Source organism: Rhizobium sp. Rhizsp82, from assembly GCF_047325115.1.
Classification (GTDB): domain Bacteria; phylum Pseudomonadota; class Alphaproteobacteria; order Rhizobiales; family Rhizobiaceae; genus Rhizobium.
In genome coordinates, this window is the sequence record NZ_CP168570.1 from 2403611 (window position 1) to 2423062 (window position 19452).

The 19452-nt window shown below is 59.4% G+C and carries 19 protein-coding genes and 4 tRNA genes; 18 read left to right on the plus strand and 5 right to left on the minus strand.

The window, feature by feature from the left end; translation table 11 throughout:
* Nucleotides 1-80: 80 nt before the first annotated feature.
* A complete protein-coding gene (locus ACEN84_RS16755; protein WP_413709316.1) occupies nucleotides 81-1823 on the minus strand; it encodes a hypothetical protein in 1743 nt (580 codons plus the stop codon).
* A gap of 183 nt (nucleotides 1824-2006) precedes the next feature.
* Nucleotides 2007-2082: transfer RNA gene (locus tag ACEN84_RS16760), tRNA-Thr, on the minus strand.
* Nucleotides 2083-2301: 219 nt separating this feature from the next.
* Here ACEN84_RS16760 and ACEN84_RS16765 point away from each other — a divergent pair.
* Both ACEN84_RS16765 and ACEN84_RS16770 read left to right on the plus strand, forming a co-directional pair.
* A complete protein-coding gene (locus tag ACEN84_RS16765; RefSeq protein ID WP_112720409.1) occupies nucleotides 2302-3075 on the plus strand; it encodes an NAD kinase in 774 nt (257 codons plus the stop codon).
* A 1-nt stretch (nucleotide 3076) separates the two neighbouring features.
* Nucleotides 3077-3580: a hypothetical protein gene (locus ACEN84_RS16770; protein WP_413709317.1), complete on the plus strand. Its 504-nt coding sequence runs from the start codon at nucleotides 3077-3079 to the stop codon at nucleotides 3578-3580.
* Between the two features lie 56 nt (nucleotides 3581-3636).
* Here the strand turns inward: ACEN84_RS16770 and ACEN84_RS16775 are convergent, their stop codons facing one another.
* The 3 genes from ACEN84_RS16775 to rlmB form a co-directional block, all read right to left on the minus strand.
* A complete protein-coding gene (locus ACEN84_RS16775; protein ID WP_413709318.1) occupies nucleotides 3637-3774 on the minus strand; it encodes a hypothetical protein in 138 nt (45 codons plus the stop codon).
* A gap of 61 nt (nucleotides 3775-3835) precedes the next feature.
* Nucleotides 3836-4003, minus strand: coding sequence for a hypothetical protein (locus ACEN84_RS16780; protein WP_413709319.1), 168 nt, complete (start codon nucleotides 4001-4003; stop codon nucleotides 3836-3838).
* A gap of 89 nt (nucleotides 4004-4092) precedes the next feature.
* A complete protein-coding gene (gene rlmB, locus ACEN84_RS16785) occupies nucleotides 4093-4983 on the minus strand; it encodes a 23S rRNA (guanosine(2251)-2'-O)-methyltransferase RlmB (protein WP_203429037.1) in 891 nt (296 codons plus the stop codon).
* Nucleotides 4984-5185: 202 nt separating this feature from the next.
* On the opposite strand from rlmB, the gene ACEN84_RS16790 reads away from it, so the two are divergent.
* The 16 genes from ACEN84_RS16790 to rpoB all read left to right on the plus strand — a co-directional run bounded on the left by ACEN84_RS16790 (nucleotide 5186) and on the right by rpoB (nucleotide 19386).
* Nucleotides 5186-5270 (plus strand) — tRNA-Tyr (locus tag ACEN84_RS16790).
* A gap of 23 nt (nucleotides 5271-5293) precedes the next feature.
* A tRNA-Gly gene (locus tag ACEN84_RS16795) sits at nucleotides 5294-5367 on the plus strand.
* Between the two features lie 198 nt (nucleotides 5368-5565).
* Nucleotides 5566-6741 (plus strand): elongation factor Tu, encoded by a 1176-nt coding sequence (tuf, locus tag ACEN84_RS16800; RefSeq protein WP_130282487.1) that lies wholly within the window; start codon nucleotides 5566-5568, stop codon nucleotides 6739-6741.
* Between the two features lie 107 nt (nucleotides 6742-6848).
* Nucleotides 6849-7130, plus strand: a complete 282-nt coding sequence (locus ACEN84_RS16805; RefSeq protein WP_413709320.1) for a type II toxin-antitoxin system RelE/ParE family toxin — start codon at nucleotides 6849-6851, stop codon at nucleotides 7128-7130.
* A gap of 20 nt (nucleotides 7131-7150) precedes the next feature.
* On the plus strand, nucleotides 7151-7450 hold the full coding sequence (locus tag ACEN84_RS16810; protein ID WP_413709321.1) for a HigA family addiction module antitoxin: 300 nt from the start codon (nucleotides 7151-7153) through the stop codon (nucleotides 7448-7450).
* A 77-nt stretch (nucleotides 7451-7527) separates the two neighbouring features.
* Nucleotides 7528-8421, plus strand: coding sequence for an NAD-dependent epimerase/dehydratase family protein (locus tag ACEN84_RS16815; protein ID WP_413709322.1), 894 nt, complete (start codon nucleotides 7528-7530; stop codon nucleotides 8419-8421).
* Between the two features lie 140 nt (nucleotides 8422-8561).
* A tRNA-Trp gene (locus ACEN84_RS16820) sits at nucleotides 8562-8637 on the plus strand.
* A 103-nt stretch (nucleotides 8638-8740) separates the two neighbouring features.
* Nucleotides 8741-9787, plus strand: a complete 1047-nt coding sequence (locus ACEN84_RS16825; protein ID WP_413709323.1) for a glycosyltransferase family 2 protein — start codon at nucleotides 8741-8743, stop codon at nucleotides 9785-9787.
* Nucleotides 9784-11376, plus strand: coding sequence for a hypothetical protein (locus ACEN84_RS16830; RefSeq protein ID WP_413709324.1), 1593 nt, complete (start codon nucleotides 9784-9786; stop codon nucleotides 11374-11376). The genes ACEN84_RS16825 and ACEN84_RS16830 overlap by 4 nt, the downstream gene beginning before the upstream one ends.
* A 269-nt stretch (nucleotides 11377-11645) precedes the next feature.
* On the plus strand, nucleotides 11646-11846 hold the full coding sequence (gene secE, locus ACEN84_RS16835; protein ID WP_112716918.1) for a preprotein translocase subunit SecE: 201 nt from the start codon (nucleotides 11646-11648) through the stop codon (nucleotides 11844-11846).
* A gap of 17 nt (nucleotides 11847-11863) precedes the next feature.
* Complete coding sequence (nusG, locus tag ACEN84_RS16840) at nucleotides 11864-12394, plus strand: transcription termination/antitermination protein NusG (protein WP_112716916.1); 531 nt, start codon at nucleotides 11864-11866, stop codon at nucleotides 12392-12394.
* A 175-nt stretch (nucleotides 12395-12569) separates the two neighbouring features.
* Nucleotides 12570-13001 (plus strand): 50S ribosomal protein L11, encoded by a 432-nt coding sequence (gene rplK, locus ACEN84_RS16845; RefSeq protein ID WP_112716914.1) that lies wholly within the window; start codon nucleotides 12570-12572, stop codon nucleotides 12999-13001.
* A 4-nt stretch (nucleotides 13002-13005) separates the two neighbouring features.
* On the plus strand, nucleotides 13006-13704 hold the full coding sequence (gene rplA, locus ACEN84_RS16850) for a 50S ribosomal protein L1 (RefSeq protein WP_112716912.1): 699 nt from the start codon (nucleotides 13006-13008) through the stop codon (nucleotides 13702-13704).
* Between the two features lie 323 nt (nucleotides 13705-14027).
* Entirely contained in the window at nucleotides 14028-14546 is a 519-nt protein-coding gene (rplJ, locus tag ACEN84_RS16855; protein ID WP_112716910.1) for a 50S ribosomal protein L10, read from the plus strand.
* A 58-nt stretch (nucleotides 14547-14604) separates the two neighbouring features.
* On the plus strand, nucleotides 14605-14985 hold the full coding sequence (rplL, locus tag ACEN84_RS16860) for a 50S ribosomal protein L7/L12 (protein WP_112716908.1): 381 nt from the start codon (nucleotides 14605-14607) through the stop codon (nucleotides 14983-14985).
* 261 nt (nucleotides 14986-15246) lie between these two features.
* Nucleotides 15247-19386 (plus strand): DNA-directed RNA polymerase subunit beta, encoded by a 4140-nt coding sequence (gene rpoB / locus ACEN84_RS16865; protein WP_112716906.1) that lies wholly within the window; start codon nucleotides 15247-15249, stop codon nucleotides 19384-19386.
* Nucleotides 19387-19452 lie beyond the last annotated feature (66 nt).

Genomic DNA, 19452 nt, shown 5'->3' on the forward strand with positions numbered 1-19452 from the left:
TGGCCCCCGCGGCCTGAACTCGCTCTGAAGACGGGCTTCATGTTAGGTTCATGCGGAGGGAGCGTTGAAAGCGACGGCAGTCATTCCGACAGCGCGTCAGCGGGGCCGTTGAGTGTTGTGCGCTGGGAAGAGAGAGGGCTACCCCTCCTCAATGCCGCGATCGAGATTACCAGCGAGGCAACACCCGCCAGAGAAGCGATCCAGCCGGCCCGCTCTTGTTGCGTGGGCGGCATCGTTATCGTTGTGCGGTGGCTACCCGGAGGAACGCTCACCACGACAACCGGTTCGTCTATGCTCAGCAGATCGGCGGGCCGCGCCGCACCTCCATTTTGAGCATATTGCCATCCGGTGTATGAAAATTGGCGGATCGCCAGCCGCATCTCGCCTTCTGAAGATGTCGCGAGTTCAATCAGCCGCGGTCTCCACTGTTTGACGCGAACATCGCCAGTTCCGGAAAGAATGGCCGTCGATGCGTTGTCCGGGAATCTCCTGGTCAAGACGTCGATGTCGCCGAGCTGATATTCGAAGGGCTCGGTGTTATCCGCGACCAGTGCAGCCCGCGCCTTTCCTGAGGCCGCGCCGGATTCGATCGAGAAGGCATAGAGGGCCACGTTTACAACCAGCATCGAACCGATCGCAAAAAACACGCTTCTCTGCGCGGCTTGTCGCCTTGGTGTCGAAGAGCGGCCCGCTTGGTCGCCTACATATGCACAGAGTGCGGCAATAGCGATCGCCTGGATCGAGAGAAATCTCCAAGGAAACTGGATGCGATTGAGCGAAGAGTTCAAACTCCATAGCGGTTCGCTGATGATAGTCGTCATAACGACCGAGATAGTCATCAATGCCAATGCGAAGCTTAGACGCCACATTGATGTGCGCGGCTGTCCTGTTGCGATGTTGCGAAACAGGACGATCGCCAAAACCACCTGCAACACCATGATGAAATTAATCATTATCATGATGGGGATATCCGGCCACGTGCCTCCGCCAATCAACCACTTCGTAGGGACCAAGCGGCCGCCGAAGAGCTCGACGCTCCGGATCATGTTCACTTGTGTAAGGGCCGTGCCGAGATATCCGCCACAAAGGAGCATCGCAATTGCTCCGGCCGTGGCGAATAGCACAAGCGGGCGGAGGCTTCTCTGCTGCCAGCCGATGAGGGCGGCGTAGAGACCGACTACTGGCACATTGATCAGCACTGATGGCGCATGCAGGAGGACGGCACAAGACAAGGACAAGACCAGGCTCAAAAAAGCCGAATGGGCCTTGCCTGAAAGCCGGTCGACTGCAAGCATTGCAAATGGAATGGGGGCAAAGGACCAAACCTCGGCGAATGCTCCGCGGAAATAGGTGTCGACGAAGAGGTGATAGGGGGCGACCGAGTACGCGATGGCTCCCCACATGGCAGACCTATCGTTGGTGTGCGTTCGCAGCCAGAGGAACGCCCCGAGTGCGGCCACGAATATCGCAAACGTCACAGACACTGCGATCCTGAAGCTGGTCCATTCGGCGCTAGGGGCGAGTGGATAGGTAACAGCCGCAAGCATTTGGGTGAGCGGTGGATAGATAAAAAACGCGGGACTGCCAAAGCCTTTGTTCAAATCTGGAAGCCAGCGCGGGAAGATGTCGCCACTCCAGAAAACTGGAGCAAATGCAACCTGCCAGCGTGTGTGAATTAGTGCATCCTGACCGCGGAGGATTTCTCCGAAGCAGAGCGCAGGTAACATTACGGTAATTGACGTCAGCAGAAGAATGATAATGACGCCAAGAGACCTGCGTCCGTCAGCGGATTTACTCGACAGCGTCCCGTTGATCCAGCTCAATCGAAAGCTCGCTAATGTTCAGCCTAGGGTAGCCGTGACCCAAGGCTGTGATTCTTCATTGATAAACCGGAAGTTGAGGGTGGGGCGTTGATCTGTCAAGACCATTGCTAGCCTTGCTCCGCAATGACGCGCCATTCCGCGGCTCGACTTAGAGCAACTCGCGATATCTATCTTGCAATGAAGTGGTGCCCCCGGCAGGGTTCGAACCCGCGACCCCCTGATTACAAATCAGGTGCTCTACCAACTGAGCTACAAGGGCATTGCGTGCCAACTAGCAGATTCTGGCTTTGTGTAAAGTCAAAATCCAGGGAGGGGCGCGATTTCGCAAACGGTGATTGCCTCGAATATCCGAGATCGCGATGTTGCTTTTGCATGCCAACGCCGAATTCCCGGACTAGCGAAATCCGTCGCCGCGCAAAACACCTTGTCGCACAAGCCCTTTATCCTTTAGCTAGGCGAGCATCATAAAGGGCATTGCATGGGCCGGTCATTTCAGACGCTTGGTTTTCTGGCATCTTCCGCCACCGAGGCGCTGGCGGCGCGTGAGGAATTGATTCGCATCTATGGCGATGTGCCGGCCGAGGAGGCCGATGTCATTGTCGCGCTTGGCGGCGATGGCTTTATGCTGCAGACGCTGCATGGCACGATGAACAGTGGCAAGCTTGTCTATGGCATGAACCGCGGTTCCGTCGGCTTCCTGATGAACGATTACAAGACGGAAGATCTGCAGGACCGTATCTGCGCTGCCGTCGAGAATGTCTTCCGGCCGCTACAGATGACGACAGCCAATGCCGACGGCACCAATTCGACGGCGCTTGCGATCAACGAGGTCTCGCTGTTTCGCCAGTCCTACCAGGCCGCCAAGCTGCGGGTCGAGGTCGATGGCCATGTGCGGCTCGAAGAGCTGATTTGCGACGGCCTGATGGTGGCAACGCCGGCGGGCTCGACGGCCTATAATCTCTCGGCCCATGGTCCGATTCTGCCGCTGGAGGCGCCGCTTCTGGCGATGACGCCGGTGAGCGCCTTCCGCCCGCGGCGCTGGCGCGGCGCGCTGCTGCCGAACAAGGTGACGGTCGATATCCATATTCTGGAAGCGGAGAAGCGGCCGGTGAATGCCGTTGCCGATAATTCCGAGGTCAAGTCGGTGCTGCATGTGCGCATCGCCCAGTCGGAACATATGACGGCACGCATCCTCTCCGATCCGGACCGCTCCTGGTCCGACCGCATTCTGGCAGAACAATTCGAGGATTGAGATGAGAGCCGCAAACTTACTTCTGGCCGCCGCTCTTTTCTCCGGCGCGGGGATGGCGGCTGCAGCACCAGCCGCCGATACAATCCTGCCGTCGTCGATCACCTTTGCGACGAGCACCGGCTACTGGGAAGAGGCGAAGGGCGAGATCGCCATCGAGCGCGCGCCAGGTGCAGCCCAGCCGGCCGCTATCAGTGCGGAGCCGCGACACGGCTATTACAAGATCTTCGCCGTCCGCCAGCCGGACCGCACGTCCAAGGTCTATCTGCAGCAGATTGCCCAGGCCGACGAAGGCCCCGAGGTCGTTTCCACTCTCGAGCTGCATGAGTTCACCGACATCAAGCCCTATGTGACCGATATCCGTCCGGAGAATTCCACCGGCATCATCAAGCAGCCGGGCCTCTTCGCCACGGTCTACCTGAAGACCGATCCGGATGCCGAGCCCGATGGCTGGACCGTGATGATCGACGAGTTCGGCGAGATCACCGTCGAGAAGGCCAGCAACTGACAGCAGAAAGCCCCGGTCATGCCGGGGCTTTGCACATCAGGTGATGGATTTCAGGTCTACTGCTGCACAGGCTCGTTGATGCTAGCCTCGATCTTGGCGCCGTTGCCGGTCTGTCCGGCGCCGGATGGCGTCATTATCACGATGCTGAGCACCGAGCCGACCATCAGAACTACGACCACGATCATGATTCGCATGCGGTTTTCCTTGCGTTAATCTGCGAGGCAAACGCGCGGTGCGGTTTGTGGTTCCAGGCGGCTACTGTGCAGGAGCAGGCGCCGTAGGGTCGGTAACTGCAGGCGGCGTGGGCGCCAGCGGGTCGGATTGCCGTGTCGGCTGGGAGGGATCGACCCAGACCAGACTGACGATGATGCCGACGAAAACTGCGATGAACAGAATGCCGAACAGGAGGGGCCGGATTGCCATGCCGGATTGCTTCCTTCTCGCTTGCCGTTTCGGTCCGGCGGCTTCTAGCCGCCGCATGCGTTCATTTTGAGTCCGCCGGCGGATCTCACCTATTTCGCCAGATAAAGCCGCGCCGCATAGAGCGCGATCGCTGCCGCGTTCGAGACGTTGAGCGATTTGATCGCGCCCGGCATGTCGAGCCGCGCCAGCGCATTGACCGTCTCGCGCGTCTTCTGCCGCAGGCCCTTGCCCTCGGAGCCGAGAACGAGTGCCACTTTCTCTCCGGTAAAGGTCCCTTCGAGCGGCGCCGGTCCTTCCGAATCAAGCCCGATCGTCACGAAGCCGAGCTTGTGCAGCTCGCCCACCGCATCGGCGAGATTGGTGATCTGTATATAAGGAATGAGTTCAAGGGCGCCGGAGGCCGATTTTGCCATCACGCCCGATTCGGTCGGGCTGTGCCGCTGCGTGGTGATCACGGCACCGGCATTGAAGGCGACGGCCGAGCGCATGATGGCGCCAACATTGTGCGGATCGGTCACCTGGTCGAGAACCAGAAGCAGCGGGCTGTCCTTCAGCGCTTCCAGCCGGCGTACGGGCAGGGGCCGCGTTTCCAGCATGACGCCCTGGTGGATGGCGTCGGGGCCAAGCATCTTGTCGATATCATGCGGCGCCACCATCTCGACCGGAATGCCGAGCGTCTCGGGATCGATCTCCAGGCGGGCGAGCGCATTCTGCGTCACCGAAAGCTTGATGTTGCGGCGCTCTTTATTGTCGAGCGCGGCGCGCACCGTATGCAGGCCATAGAGATAGACCTGTTCGGGCGCCAGAACCGGCGGCTTCCAGTCGTCGCCGCCGCGCTTGCGTTTTTGCGGGGCAGGGGTGGGGATCTCGCCACGCTCGCGTTTTGCATCGCGGTGCTGGCGGCGCAGCGTTGCATAATGCGTGTCGCGCGGGGTTTTTTCGGTTGCGGGCTTGCCGCCGGATTTGTTGTCTTTGCTCATGCGGCCTTATAGCGGCGCGATCTCGCTGCGCATAGGTCTCATTCGTCTTCGGGCCTTTCAACAGGCAATGAATTTTTTCACATTTTTTCTTTTGTCTTCGTGTTGACATGTGAAAACGCACCGGTCATATACGCGGCGCAGATCGAGGGCGGCGACGCCAAACGATCGCAAGCTTGGTCTTCCGATCCAGACGAAAAGTTATGGAGAGATGCCCGAGTGGTTAAAGGGGACGGACTGTAAATCCGTTGGCTCAGCCTACGTTGGTTCAAATCCAACTCTCTCCACCATTCGTCTCGATCGGACCAATCCCGCGGGTATAGCTCAATGGTAGAGCAGCAGCCTTCCAAGCTGAATACGCGGGTTCGATTCCCGCTACCCGCTCCAGGTTTTCTTTTCATTTTCAAATAATTCTGCAGTCTCGAGCGGCATCGATCTTGTGCGCCGAAGATTGTCTCCCATATGGGCAGCAAAGCCCGGAAGACCGTTCGCAATTAGGTCTTGCGCAATCCCGCCGAAAGCCTTAAACGGCGGCACTAAACCGGTTCGCCGGGGTCACCCATTTCGTTCACAGGAAGCATTCAAATGGCAAAGAGTAAGTTTGAGCGCAACAAGCCGCACGTAAACATCGGCACGATCGGCCACGTTGACCACGGCAAGACGTCTCTGACGGCAGCGATCACGAAGTACTTCGGCGAGTTCAAGGCGTACGACCAGATCGACGCTGCTCCGGAAGAAAAGGCACGCGGCATCACCATCTCGACGGCTCACGTCGAGTATGAGACCCCGAACCGCCACTACGCGCACGTCGACTGCCCCGGCCACGCCGACTACGTCAAGAACATGATCACCGGTGCCGCACAGATGGACGGCGCGATCCTGGTTTGCTCCGCTGCTGACGGCCCGATGCCGCAGACCCGCGAGCACATCCTGCTCGCTCGCCAGGTTGGCGTTCCGGCTATCGTCGTGTTCCTCAACAAGGTCGACCAGGTTGACGACGCCGAGCTTCTCGAACTCGTCGAGCTCGAAGTTCGCGAGCTGCTGTCGTCCTACGACTTCCCGGGCGACGACATCCCCGTCGTCAAGGGTTCGGCTCTGGCCGCTCTCGAAGATTCCGACAAGAAGATCGGCGAAGACGCGATCCGCGAGCTGATGGCTCAGGTCGACGCCTACATCCCGACGCCTGAGCGTCCGGTTGACCAGCCGTTCCTGATGCCGATCGAAGACGTGTTCTCGATCTCGGGCCGTGGTACGGTTGTTACGGGCCGCGTCGAGCGTGGTATCGTCAAGGTTGGCGAAGAAGTCGAAATCGTCGGCATTCGCGCCACCTCGAAGACGACGGTCACCGGCGTTGAAATGTTCCGCAAGCTGCTCGATCAGGGCCAGGCCGGCGACAACATCGGCGCTCTGGTTCGCGGTGTTAACCGTGACGGCGTCGAGCGTGGTCAGATCCTGTGCAAGCCGGGTTCGGTCAAGCCGCACAAGAAGTTCAAGGCAGAAGCCTACATCCTGACGAAGGAAGAAGGCGGCCGTCATACGCCGTTCTTCACCAACTACCGTCCGCAGTTCTACTTCCGCACGACGGACGTGACGGGCATCGTCACGCTGCCGGAAGGCACGGAAATGGTTATGCCGGGCGACAACGTCACGGTTGACGTCGAGCTGATCGTTCCGATCGCGATGGAAGAAAAGCTGCGCTTCGCTATCCGCGAAGGCGGCCGTACCGTCGGCGCCGGCATCGTTGCCTCGATCGTCGAGTAATCGACTGTCGCATTGAATAGAGAAGGCCTCGCTGGAAACAGCGGGGCCTTTTTCGTTTTTGTTGACTTCGATTGGTATCATCGTATGATACTAATGCGAGGCGCCCGGTGATCCGATCATATAAGGACAAGCTCAGCCAATCGATTGCCGATGGATCGATCCGAAAGGGTTTTCCTGCTGATCTTGTTCGCAGGACGCAGCTGATGCTGGCAGTGCTGAATGCCGCGGCCGATCTCAACGACCTTCGATCCCCGCCGGGAAATCGCTTGGAGAAATTGGCGGGAGACCGGGAAGGGCAGCATGCCGTCCGCATCAACAAGCAATGGCGCATCTGTTTCGTCTGGACGGAAAGCGGACCGGGCGATGTCGAAATCACGGACTATCATTAGAATGAATGGAGCTATGGACCATGGTTAAGAATATTCTGCCGGCGATCCATCCCGGTGAAATCCTGCGGGAGCTCTATCTCGAGCCATTGGAAATCTCGCCCTATATGCTGGCGAAGAAGCTCGGCGTTCCCCGGACCCGTATCGAGCGTATCGCGGTTGGGAAGGTGGGCATCACGACTGATACCGCGCTGCGGCTCGCCAAATTCTTCCGCACGACGCCCGAGTTCTGGATGAACCTGCAGGTGAGCTACGACATCAAGGTCCAAAAGGACGCTATGGCGACGGCGCTTGCCGCCATCCCCGAGGTCGAGGCAGCCTGACGCAGCGGCGCCACCCTTGCGCTCCGCTGCAAAGCCTTTATCTATCCCTGCGATTTTCATGACGCGGAGGATATTTCATGAAGAAGCGTATTCTTTTCACCGGTGGTTCGGGCAAGGCAGGGCGGCACACCGTGCCGTGGCTGGTCGCAAAGGGCTATGAGGTCCACAATATCGATCTCGTGCCGCTGGAAAGCCCCGGCGTCACCAATCTGATTGCCGACATCACCGATAGCGGCCAGGTCTTTAACGCGCTGTCGATGCATCGCGACTTTCCCGATCTCGAAAGCGGGAAGGGCGTCCAGCCGTTCGACGCGGTCATTCATTTTGCCGCCGTGCCGCGCATCCTCATCAAGCCTGATAACGAGACCTTCCGCATCAATACGATGGGCACCTATAATGTCATCGAAGCGGCGGTGAAGCTCGGCATCCGCAAGATCATCGTCGCCTCGAGCGAGACGACCTATGGCGTCTGCTTCGCCGAGGGGCATCGCGATTTCCACCAGTTTCCGCTGGACGAGGATTACGACGTCAATCCGATGGATTCCTATGGCTTGTCGAAGGTGATCAACGAGAAGACGGCAAGGGCCTTCGCCGAACGCACCGGCGCCGACATCTATGCGCTGCGCATCGGCAATGTCATCGAGCCGCATGAATACGAGAAGTTCCCGGCCTATTTTGCGAACCCGGAGATTCGCAAGCGCATTGCCTGGAGCTATATCGACGCCCGCGATCTCGGCCAGATCTGCCATCTCTGCATCGAGAAGGATGGTCTCGGCTACCAGGTCTTCAACGCGGCAAACGACACCGTCTCGGCCAACACGCCGTCGAAGGAACTCGCTCAGCAGTTTTTCCCCAACGTTCCCTTCACCCGCGAGATCGGCGAATATGAGGGGCTTCTCTCCAACCGCAAGATCCGCGAAGTGCTGGGCTTCAAGGAAGAACACAACTGGCGCAACTACGTGAAGGTCTGACGGAAACGTCTTGAAGCGGCAGAGGATTGGGAAAAATCGAAAACGGGACTTGCCAATCCTTTGCCGCCGTCTTAAAGGGAGCGCCATGCTTTGCGGAAGCGCTTCGGCCGAATGGCCAAGGAGCTGAAACGAAAGCGTAAAGGGGTATAGCTCAGTTGGTAGAGCGGCGGTCTCCAAAACCGCAGGTCGGGGGTTCGAGCCCCTCTGCCCCTGCCATTTTCAGACTTCTTTATCTTTTCATGGACTATTTTCCGACTGGATTGTGACCGGTCGTTATCTGCATGGATTTCTCTTCCGCGACCGGCTGGCGGAGAACGATGTGCATCCAGAAACCATGAATAAGCCGGCGCAGAGCCGCAGTCTTCAGCCACCCGGGCTCGATGACGTCGCGTTATCAAGCGATGCCGCTCCGATGGAGCGCGCCACTGCGGCGCCGCTGCTGTCGCTTGTCGTGCCGTGTTACAACGAACAGGACGTTCTCCCGCAGTTTTTCGCCCGCGTGACCGCGGAGCTCAGCCGGATCGACGGCATCGATTTCGAGATCGTCTGCGTCAATGATGGAAGCCGCGACCAGACACTTGCAGTGTTGCTTGCTGCGTGCCGGGCTGACGCGCGAATTCGAGTGCTCGACCTCAGCCGCAATTTCGGCAAGGAGGCCGCACTGTCGGCGGCGATACAGGAGACGAGGGGCGATGTCATCGTGCCGATCGACGCCGACCTTCAGGATCCGCCGGAACTGATCGGCAAGATGGTGGCAAAGTGGCGGGAGGGATATGACGTTGTCCTTGCCAAGCGGATAGACCGTTCCTCGGACACCCCGCTCAAGCGCTGGACGGCTTCGGCCTTTTATCGCCTTCACAACAAGCTCTCCGATGTGCCGGTTCCCGAAAATGCCGGCGATTTTCGTCTGATCAGCCGCGAAGTGGCCGATGCGCTTGCGACGCTCCCGGAACGCCATCGTTTCATGAAGGGGCTCTTTGCCTGGGTCGGCTTTCCGACGGCCGAGGTTGAATATATGCGCGAGCCGCGCGCTGCCGGAAAAACCAAATTCTCCTTTTGGAAGCTCTGGAACTTCGCGCTCGAGGGCGTGACGAGTTTCAGCACCTTGCCGATGCGCATATGGACGTACATCGGAGCGTTCGTCGCCGTATGCGCGATCTTGCGCGCCGTGATGCTCGTGATCCGTACGATGGTCTGGGGTGTCGACGTACCGGGCTATGCGTCGCTCGCGACGGCGATCCTGTTGCTCGGCGGTATCCAGTTGATCGGTATCGGTATTCTTGGCGAATATGTCGGGCGCATCTACTTCGAGGTCAAGCAGCGGCCGATCTTCATCGTCAAGGGCCGCTACGGGAGCCGTGTTTGAGCGACCAAGGCGCGGTGGTATCGCAATCAGCGCAGGCCGGTCTTGGCGTTTTCGGTATTCCTGAGGGCGGAAGGCGAGACGTGGCGCTGCGCTTCTTCTGGATCGGCGTCGTTGCGATCGTCTTCTTCGCTGCCGCTCTGCGGATCCCGGGGCTGGCCTCCCGCTCCTTATGGCTGGACGAGGCGTATAGCGCCTGGTTCTCGGCGTTGCCGCTTGGTGAGCTCTGGCACTCCGTGCCGCAATACGAGACGCACCCGCCGCTCTATTATACGCTGCTGAAGGGCTGGCGTTGGCTGTTCGGAGCGAGTGAAGCCGGCTTGCGCGGCCTATCCCTCGCGGCAAGCGTTGCGACAGTTTTGTTAGTCTCGCTGTCGGGGCGGCTATTAAAGCTTGGCCGGGAGGGGGAGGCGGTTTCTCTCCTTGCCGGCCTGCTTCTGGCGATGAACGCCGGAAATATAAAATACGCACAGGAAGCCCGGCCCTACGCGCTGGAGACGCTGGCCGTCACCATCGCGATCATCGCCGCCGCTCGCTTGGTCACGCTGGTCTACCGTCAGCCGGGGATTGGTCTGCGCTCCGTGGCATCCGCAGCCGTGGTTCTCACGCTATCAGGCGGGTTGCTGCTCTGGTGTCACAATACGGCGCTGTTTGTTGCTTTCGGTATCTGGTGCGCACTTGGCGTCGCCGCGTTGATGTTGCCGGCGGCAGATTGCAGGCGGCTGTTGGCTGTTGCGGTGATTTCGGGCTTTGGGGCGTTGGTGCTCTGGTCTCCGTTCCTGCCTTGGTTCTTGAAGCAAAGCCGTGCATTCGGTGCCATGCAGTTCTGGATCGAGCCTTCGCGCTTCGACTTGATCAGCGCCTGGATTCTGGCCGGCGGCGGCAGAACCCCCGCGGTGCTTGCCTGTCTTCTTGCTGTACCGGGCCTTTGGTTCATGTGGCGGCGTCAGCCGCAGCTTGCGGTCATGCTCGGCATCATTCTTTGCGTGCCGCTGTCGCTTGTGCTGATTATCAGCTTCGCCTTCAAGCCGATCTACATCGATCGCCTATTCGGGTGGATGGGGCCGATACTGATGGTGCTGACCGCCTGTGGCATTGTTGGCATATCGAGAAGTGTGCCGGTGCGAAGTGCTGCGCTTGCTGTGCTTCTGTTGGCAAATCTCCATGCAGTGACAATGCAATATGCCGCTCCACCAATCGAGGATCTGCGTGAACTGAGCGCCACGATCGCTGCAGACGTCCGCCCGGGTGATGCCATATTGGCCGTCCCGAATGAGCTCGGCGTGGGCTTCCGGTATTATTCGGACGCAGCCGGCGTGACCTACCTTCCGGGGGAGTTTCCATATCTCGCGCCAGCCGGCGAACGACGTTACATCGGCAACCTTGGAGCCCCGGCGATCACGCAGGCCGATGTCGCCGATCTCGCAGCGCGGCTCGGCAATCCCCATCGTGTCTGGCTGGTGGCGCGCCGCGCCGATCTCTACGATCCCAACGGCCTGACAGCCGCAGCAATCGGCTCCGGACGCTCCACCGTGGTCGAACGCCGGTTTGGTCCGATCGAGCTTCGCCTTTATGGTGAGATGCCGAACTAACGTTCGGGGAGTTGTGCACGAAAGATCGTCTTCGCGCATTGCCATCCGGTGAGCGGTTGTGCTAACAGGGCGCTTCGATATGGCCGAGGCCGTATCTGGCGAGGAACGGCGAGGCTGAATGGCCAGTGCGCCGCGCATCCGCTAATTTCGTTAAACTTCGGTTTCCCTCTTGTCGAATTGGGAATCGGTGTTTATGTAGGGTTCAACAGACACGCGGTGCGTGGGGCTGATATGTTCAGCTTTACGCGCCGTAATTGCGTGGGCAGTCGATGGCATCCAAATCCAATCCACTAGCGTTTCTCCAGCAGGTTCGCTCCGAGACGGCGAAGATCACTTGGCCGTCGCGCCGTGAGACGATGATCTCGACGATCATGGTTCTGGTAATGGTGGTTTTTGCCGCGCTGTTTTTCTTTGCTGCCGACCAGCTGATCAGCTGGCTTTTGAGCTTCGTGCTCAACGTCAGCAACTGATCGGGTGGAGATAAAAGATGGCGGCACGTTGGTACATCGTCCACGCGTATTCGAATTTTGAAAAGAAGGTTGCTGAGGACATCGAGAATAAGGCTCGCCAGAAGGGGCTTGAGCACCTGTTCGAAAAGATCCTCGTGCCAACCGAGAAGGTGGTTGAAGTGCGCCGCGGCCGCAAGGTCGACAGCGAGCGCAAGTTCTTCCCGGGCTACGTCATGGTTCGTGCGAACCTGACCGACGAAGCCTACCACCTGATCAAGAACACGCCGAAGGTCACGGGCTTCCTCGGTTCCGACAACAAGCCGGTTCCGATCCCGGACTCCGAAGCCGAGCGCATTCTCGGTCAGGTCCAGGAAGGTGTCGAGCGTCCGAAGGCCTCGGTCAGCTTCGAGATCGGCGAGCAGGTTCGGGTTTCCGATGGTCCGTTCGCCTCGTTCAACGGCACGGTTCAGGATGTGGACGAAGAGCGTTCGCGCCTGAAGGTGGAAGTATCGATCTTCGGCCGCGCGACGCCCGTCGAGCTGGAATACGGTCAGGTCGAGAAGGTCTGATTTCAAGAATCGGAGGCTGGTCCTTGAGGCTGGCCTTCGGGCGGCGAAAGCCGCAGCGCGTGGAAGGTGAGGGGCCTTAGCCGGGTCTCAATTATCCGAACCACGCAACCGCAGCCGCCGGAGCAATCCGGCATCAAGGGCCGGGCAACCGGCCGTCAGTGAAAGGCAGAGAGATATGGCTAAGAAAGTTGCAGGCCAGCTCAAGCTTCAGGTCAAGGCAGGATCGGCTAACCCGTCCCCGCCGATCGGCCCGGCGCTTGGTCAGCGTGGCATTAACATCATGGAATTCTGCAAGTCGTTCAACGCGGCTACGCAGGAAATGGAAAAGGGTATGCCGATCCCGGTCGTCATCACCTATTACCAGGACAAGTCCTTCACCTTCATCATGAAGCAGCCGCCGGTCAGCTACTTCCTGAAGAAGGAAGCGAAGATCCAGTCCGGTTCGAAGACGCCTGGCAAGGGCGCCAACGCCGGCAAGCTCACCAAGGCTCAGATCAAGTCGATCGCCGAAGCCAAGATGAAGGATCTGAACGCAGCAGATATCGAAGGTGCAATGGCGATGATTGAGGGCTCTGCCCGCGCCATGGGCCTGGAAGTGGTAGGTTAAGACCATGTCAGGCAAGCGCACCAAGAAGATCAACGAAGGTGTTGATCCCACGAAGCTCTACGCACTCGGCCTCGCCATCGGCATGGTCAAGGAGCGTGCTGTCGCCAAGTTCGACGAGACCATCGAAATCTCGATGAACCTCGGCGTTGACCCGCGCCACGCCGACCAGATGGTCCGCGGCGTCGTCAACCTGCCGAACGGCACCGGCCGCGACGTTCGCGTCGCTGTTTTCGCCCGCGGCGCCAAGGCTGACGAAGCCAAGGCTGCAGGCGCAGATATCGTCGGCGCCGAAGACCTGGTCGACATCGTCCAGGGCGGCAAGATCGATTTCGACCGCGTCATCGCGACCCCCGACATGATGCCGCTCGTCGGCCGTCTCGGTAAGGTTCTCGGCCCGCGCGGCATGATGCCGAACCCGAAGGTTGGCACGGTAACGATGGACGTCACGGGTGCCGTCAAGGCTTCCAAGGGCGGCGCCGTTGAATTCCGCGTCGAAAAGGCCGGTATCGTACACGCCGGCATCGGCAAGGCATCCTTCGATGCCAAGGCTCTGGAAGAAAACATCCGCGCCTTCGCTGACGCCGTCATCAAGGCAAAGCCGGCCGGCGCCAAGGGTAACTACGTCAAGCGCGTAGCGATCTCTTCGACCATGGGTCCGGGCGTCAAGATCGAGGTTGGCTCGGTCACGGCTCCGGCCGCCTAATGAATTTGCCGGGCTTTTGCCCGGCAGCAAGAATTCCGGCCTCGCAAGGGGCCGGGATATTCCGGAGAAATCCGGAATCCTGTCCGAGATTGCAGGTGGTTTTCCCTTAATCACTTGGCCTGCATGAGACGGGTAAGACCCGAATTTCTGAAGTTCGCTTCATTGATCCGGTTCGAGCCTTGGATGCCTTGTGCCTTCGGCCTTTTCTGGCGCGAAGCGCGAGGGGACAGGATCCTCAAGCGTCGCTTGGGATCGCAATTGATCCCGGGAGGCAAAAGGCAACCCGGTAGGGCCTTACAGGTCCTGCCAACTGGAGATAGGCAGTGGAAAGAGCGGAAAAACGCGAATTCGTCACGGAACTGAACGAAGTCTTCAAGGCTTCGGGCTCGGTTGTCGTGGCCCACTATGCTGGTGCTACAGTCGCGCAGATGAACGACTTCCGTTCGAAGATGCGCGCAGCTGGCGGTACCGTCAAAGTCGCGAAGAACCGCCTGGCCAAGATCGCCCTTCAGGGTACGGAAGCGGAAGGGATTTCCAATCTCTTCACCGGTCAGACGCTCATTGCATACAGCAATGACCCGATCACCGCTCCGAAAGTCGTCGTGGATTTCGCCAAGACCAACGATAAGATCGTTGTTTTGGGCGGCGCCATGGGAACAACCACGCTCAACGCCGATGCAGTCAAGTCGCTTGCGACCCTGCCGTCGTTGGACGAACTGCGTGCAAAGCTGGTCGGTATGATTCAGACCCCGGCTACCCGCATCGCAGGCGTTGTTGCAGCACCGGCAAGCCAGCTTGCTCGCGTGTTCTCGGCTTACGCCAAGAAGGACGAAGCCGCATAAGGCGGTTTTTTGCTGTTTATAAAACACCGGTTCGAACCGAACAAAAGGAACTGATAACATGGCTGATCTCGTAAAGATCGTTGAAGACCTCTCTGCTCTGACCGTCCTGGAAGCTGCTGAGCTTTCCAAGATGCTCGAAGAAAAGTGGGGCGTTTCTGCTGCTGCTCCGGTAGCAGTTGCTGCTGCTGGTGGCGCTGGTGGCGCTGCAGCTCCGGCTGAAGAAGAAAAGACCGAGTTCGACGTTATCCTGGTTGACGCTGGCGCCAACAAGATCAACGTCATCAAGGAAGTCCGCGGCATCACCGGCCTCGGCCTGAAGGAAGCCAAGGACCTCGTCGAAGGCGCTCCGAAGGCTGTCAAGGAAGGCGTTTCCAAGGCTGAAGCTGCCGACATCAAGAAGAAGCTTGAAGACGCTGGCGCAAAGGCCGACGTCAAGTAATCTTGAACTGCATCTGGGAGGCGGTATGTTTACCGTCTCCCATTTGCCGTTTTCCTGAACAAATTACCCAAAAGCCGCGTGAAAACGGCTTTTGGGTAATGGGTTCTTCAAGAGGATGGTCTCGAACCGCAGCATGAAGGCAATCCGGCCTCTTGTTTCGGGAAGTGAGACGAGATTGAACCAACCCATTGGTTGACGGGGTCGACTGGCCATCGGTTCCCGTCCGTTGCAGGCCCGGATGCAATTTTTGAAGGAGCGACGATGGCTCAGACCCTTTCGTTCAACGGTCGTAGGCGCGTACGCAAGTTTTTTGGTAAAATCCCCGAAGTCGCAGAGATGCCGAACCTCATCGAGGTTCAGAAGGCGTCCTACGACCAGTTCCTGATGGTTGAAGAGCCCAAGGGCGGCCGCCCTGACGAAGGCCTTCAGGCCGTCTTCAAGTCTGTTTTCCCGATCACGGATTTCTCCGGCGCTTCGATGCTGGAATTCGTTTCCTACGAATTCGAGCCGCCGAAGTTCGACGTCGATGAATGCCGTCAGCGCGACCTGACCTACGCAGCGCCGCTCAAGGTGACGCTGCGCCTCATCGTGTTCGATATCGACGAGGATACCGGCGCGAAGTCCATCAAGGACATCAAGGAACAGTCCGTCTACATGGGCGACATGCCGCTCATGACCAACAACGGTACGTTCATCGTCAACGGCACCGAGCGCGTCATCGTTTCGCAGATGCACCGTTCGCCGGGCGTGTTCTTCGATCACGACAAGGGCAAGAGCCATTCTTCCGGCAAGCTGCTCTTTGCTGCCCGCGTGATCCCGTATCGCGGTTCCTGGCTCGATATCGAATTCGACGCCAAGGACATCGTCTATGCCCGTATCGACCGCCGCCGCAAGATTCCGGTGTCGTCGCTGCTGATGGCCCTCGGCATGGACGGTGAGGAAATCCTCGACACCTTCTACACGAAGTCGCTCTACAAGCGCGACGGCGAAGGCTGGCGCATTCCCTTCAAGCCGGAAACGCTGCGTGGCGCCAAGGCGATCACCGAGATGGTCGACGCCGACACCGGCGAAGTCGTTGTCGAAGCCGGCAAGAAGCTGACCCCGCGTCTGCTCCGCCAGCTCTCCGAAAAGGGTCTCAAGGCCCTGAAGGCGTCTGACGACGACCTGTACGGCAACTTCCTGGCCGAAGACATCGTCAACTATTCGACCGGCGAGATCTATCTCGAAGCCGGCGACGAAATCGACGAGAAGACCCTGCCGGTCATCCTGTCCAACGGTTTCGACGAAATCCCGGTTCTCGGTATCGACCACATCAATGTCGGCGCCTACATCCGCAACACGCTGCACGCAGACAAGAACGAGAACCGTCAGGACGCTCTGTTCGACATCTACCGCGTCATGCGTCCGGGTGAACCGCCGACCATGGAATCGGCCGAAGCCATGTTCAACTCGCTGTTCTTCGATGCGGAGCGTTACGACCTCTCCGCCGTCGGCCGCGTAAAGATGAACATGCGTCTCGACCTCCAGGTCGACGACACCGTCCGCATCCTGCGCAAGGACGACATCCTGGCCGTGGTCAAGATGCTCGTCGAACTGCGCGACGGTAAGGGCGAAATCGACGACATCGACAACCTCGGCAACCGTCGCGTTCGCTCTGTCGGCGAACTGATGGAAAACCAATACCGTCTCGGCCTGCTCCGCATGGAGCGCGCGATCAAGGAACGCATGTCCTCGATCGAAATCGACACGGTCATGCCGCAGGATCTGATCAACGCCAAGCCGGCAGCAGCTGCCGTCCGCGAATTCTTCGGCTCCTCGCAGCTGTCGCAGTTCATGGACCAGGTGAACCCGCTTTCGGAAATCACCCACAAGCGCCGTCTCTCGGCACTTGGCCCGGGTGGTCTGACCCGCGAGCGCGCAGGCTTTGAAGTCCGCGACGTTCATCCGACCCACTACGGCCGCATTTGCCCGATCGAAACGCCGGAAGGTCCGAACATCGGTCTCATCAACTCGCTGGCGACTTTCGCGCGCGTCAATAAGTACGGCTTCATCGAAAGCCCGTATCGCCGCATCGTCGATGGCAAGGTCACGAACGACGTTCTCTACCTGTCGGCCATGGAAGAAGCGAAGTACTACGTCGCACAGGCGAACGCTGCGCTCGAGAAGGACGGTTCCTTCGTTGACGAGTTCGTCGTCTGCCGTCACGCCGGCGAAGTTATGCTTGCTCCGCGCGACAGCATGAACCTGATGGACGTCTCGCCGAAGCAGGTCGTTTCGGTCGCAGCCGCTCTCATCCCGTTCCTGGAAAACGACGACGCCAACCGCGCTCTCATGGGCTCGAACATGCAGCGTCAGGCCGTTCCGTTGCTGCGTGCCGAAGCTCCGTTCGTCGGCACCGGCATGGAGCCGGTCGTTGCCCGCGACTCCGGCGCTGCTATCGGCGCCCGCCGCGGCGGCGTTGTCGACCAGGTCGACGCGACGCGTATCGTTATCCGTGCGACGGAAGACCTCGAAGCTGGCAAGTCCGGCGTCGATATCTACCGCCTGCAGAAGTTCCAGCGCTCGAACCAGAACACCTGCGTCAACCAGCGTCCGCTGGTCACCGTCGGTGACGTTGTCAACCGCGGCGACATCCTCGCCGACGGCCCGTCGACGGACCTGGGCGATCTCGCACTCGGCCGCAACGCGCTCGTCGCGTTCATGCCGTGGAACGGTTACAACTACGAAGACTCGATCCTGCTCTCCGAGCGTATCGTTGCTGATGACGTGTTCACCTCCATCCACATCGAAGAATTCGAAGTGATGGCCCGTGACACCAAGCTTGGTCCGGAAGAAATCACGCGCGACATTCCGAACGTTTCGGAAGAAGCGCTGAAGAACCTCGACGAAGCCGGTATCGTCTACATCGGCGCCGAAGTTCAGCCGGGCGATATCCTCGTCGGCAAGATCACGCCGAAGGGCGAAAGCCCGATGACGCCGGAAGAAAAGCTTCTGCGCGCCATCTTCGGTGAAAAGGCATCCGACGTGCGCGACACGTCCATGCGCATGCCGCCCGGCACCTACGGCACGATCGTCGAAGTGCGCGTCTTCAATCGCCACGGCGTTGAGAAGGACGAGCGCGCGATGGCAATCGAGCGCGAAGAGATCGAGCGTCTTGCAAAGGACCGCGACGACGAGCAGGCGATCCTCGACCGTAACGTCTACGGCCGTCTGATCGACATGCTCCGCGGCCAGATGTCCATCGCGGGCCCGAAGGGCTTCAAGAAGGGCACCGAGCTGTCGAACGCCGTCGTCTCCGAATATCCCCGCTCGCAGTGGTGGATGTTCGCCGTCGAAGACGAGAAGGTCCAGAGCGAACTCGAAGCTCTGCGTGGCCAGTACGACGAATCCAAGTCGCGCCTTGAACAGCGCTTCATGGACAAGGTCGAGAAGGTCCAGCGCGGCGACGAAATGCCTCCGGGCGTCATGAAGATGGTCAAGGTCTTCGTCGCTGTTAAGCGCAAGATCCAGCCAGGCGACAAGATGGCCGGCCGTCACGGCAACAAGGGTGTCGTGTCGCGTATCGTGCCGGTCGAAGACATGCCGTTCCTCGAAGACGGTACGCATGTCGACGTCGTTCTGAACCCGCTCGGCGTGCCGTCGCGCATGAACGTCGGTCAGATTCTCGAAACGCATCTCGGCTGGGCTTGCGCCGGCATGGGCCGCCAGATCGGCGACATGCTGGAAGCCTACAAGGCGAGCGGCAACATCGAGCCTCTGCGCAAGACGATCGGCGACGTTGTCGGCGAAGGTCCGAAGGCCGAGCAGGTCAAGGATTTCGACGACGAGTCGGTCCTGCGTCTTGCCGACCAGTGGAAGCGCGGCGTTTCGATCGCAACGCCGGTTTTCGACGGTGCGCACGAAGGTGACGTCAACGAGATGCTGGCTCTCGCCGGTCTGAAGGAAAGCGGTCAGTCGACCCTTTACGACGGCCGTACGGGTGAGCAGTTCGACCGTCAGGTCACGGTTGGCTACATCTACATGCTGAAGCTGAACCACCTTGTCGACGACAAGATCCACGCCCGTTCGATCGGTCCTTACTCGCTCGTTACTCAGCAGCCGCTGGGCGGCAAGGCGCAGTTCGGCGGTCAGCGCTTCGGCGAAATGGAAGTCTGGGCACTGGAAGCATACGGTGCGGCTTACACGCTGCAGGAAATGCTCACGGTCAAGTCGGACGACGTCGCCGGCCGTACCAAGGTCTACGAAGCCATCGTCCGCGGCGACGATACGTTCGAAGCGGGTATCCCCGAAAGCTTCAACGTTCTCGTCAAGGAAATGCGCTCGCTCGGTCTGTCCGTCGAACTGGAGAACTCCAAGGTCGATGAACAGCAGGCGAGCCAGCTGCCGGACGCAGCCGAGTAACCATCTGATAGGGTGTGCGCTGTAAATCAGCGCACACCGTTCCCGCTCTGGCCCCGTAACGTGTTG